Raw genomic sequence first — 607 nt, 5'->3', positions numbered from 1 at the left:
TGCTTGCCACGTGCCCGTCCGCCCCCCCCCCACGCCCCGTTGCGCCGTGTGCCCCCGAAGCCAAAATGGGCGGGGGCCCCTGGGTGTATTACCGCCCCACCCTGCCTGCCCCCCCTCTGCCCGGAGAGGCCCCCGCCCCCCCCCGCCACCCCCCCCCGTCCCACCACCGGCCGCCTCCGCACCGAACGCAGCGCCACCCCCCCACCCGCCACACACGTTCTTTCCCGCCCATCCGCAGTCGCTTCAACGCCTGTCACCGCCATCGCCGTAGAGGAGTCTTCCTGGTGAACACGACCGTATCCAACCAGACCCCGCGTATCCGAATTTTCGACACCACCCTGCGCGACGGCGAGCAATCCCCCGGCTGCAGCATGACGCCCCAGCAGAAGCTGGTCATGGCGCGCGCGCTGGACGAACTTGGCGTGGACATCAGCGAAACCGGTGTTCCGGCCAGCTCGCATTCGGACCGCGAAGCGGTGGCGATGATGGGCCGGGAACTGCGCCGCCCCACCCTGGCGTTTTTGTCGCGCTGCCTGCAGGCCGATATCGAAACCTCGGCCAAGGCGCTGGAGACAGCCGCAAACCCGCGCCTGCATGTGTTCCTGTC

Annotated in this window: 1 protein-coding gene and 1 pseudogene; both read left to right on the top strand. The window is 69.7% G+C overall.

Going from position 1 to position 607, the window contains the following annotated elements; genetic code table 11:
- Window positions 1-288 (top strand): annotated as a pseudogene (locus CSC62_RS18330) (hypothetical protein); the annotation flags it as partial.
- A partial coding sequence (locus tag CSC62_RS17490; RefSeq protein WP_484573174.1) for a beta/alpha barrel domain-containing protein occupies window positions 285-607 on the top strand: 323 nt, incomplete at its 3' end. The pseudogene CSC62_RS18330 and the gene CSC62_RS17490, both read left to right, overlap by 4 nt.

Origin of the sequence: Pseudoxanthomonas jiangsuensis (assembly GCF_010093185.1) — a bacterium.
GTDB classification, from domain to species: Bacteria; Pseudomonadota; Gammaproteobacteria; order Xanthomonadales; family Xanthomonadaceae; genus Pseudoxanthomonas; species Pseudoxanthomonas jiangsuensis.
Note: the sequence above shows the minus strand (reverse complement) of the source record. Positions and strands in the feature narration are given on the sequence as shown.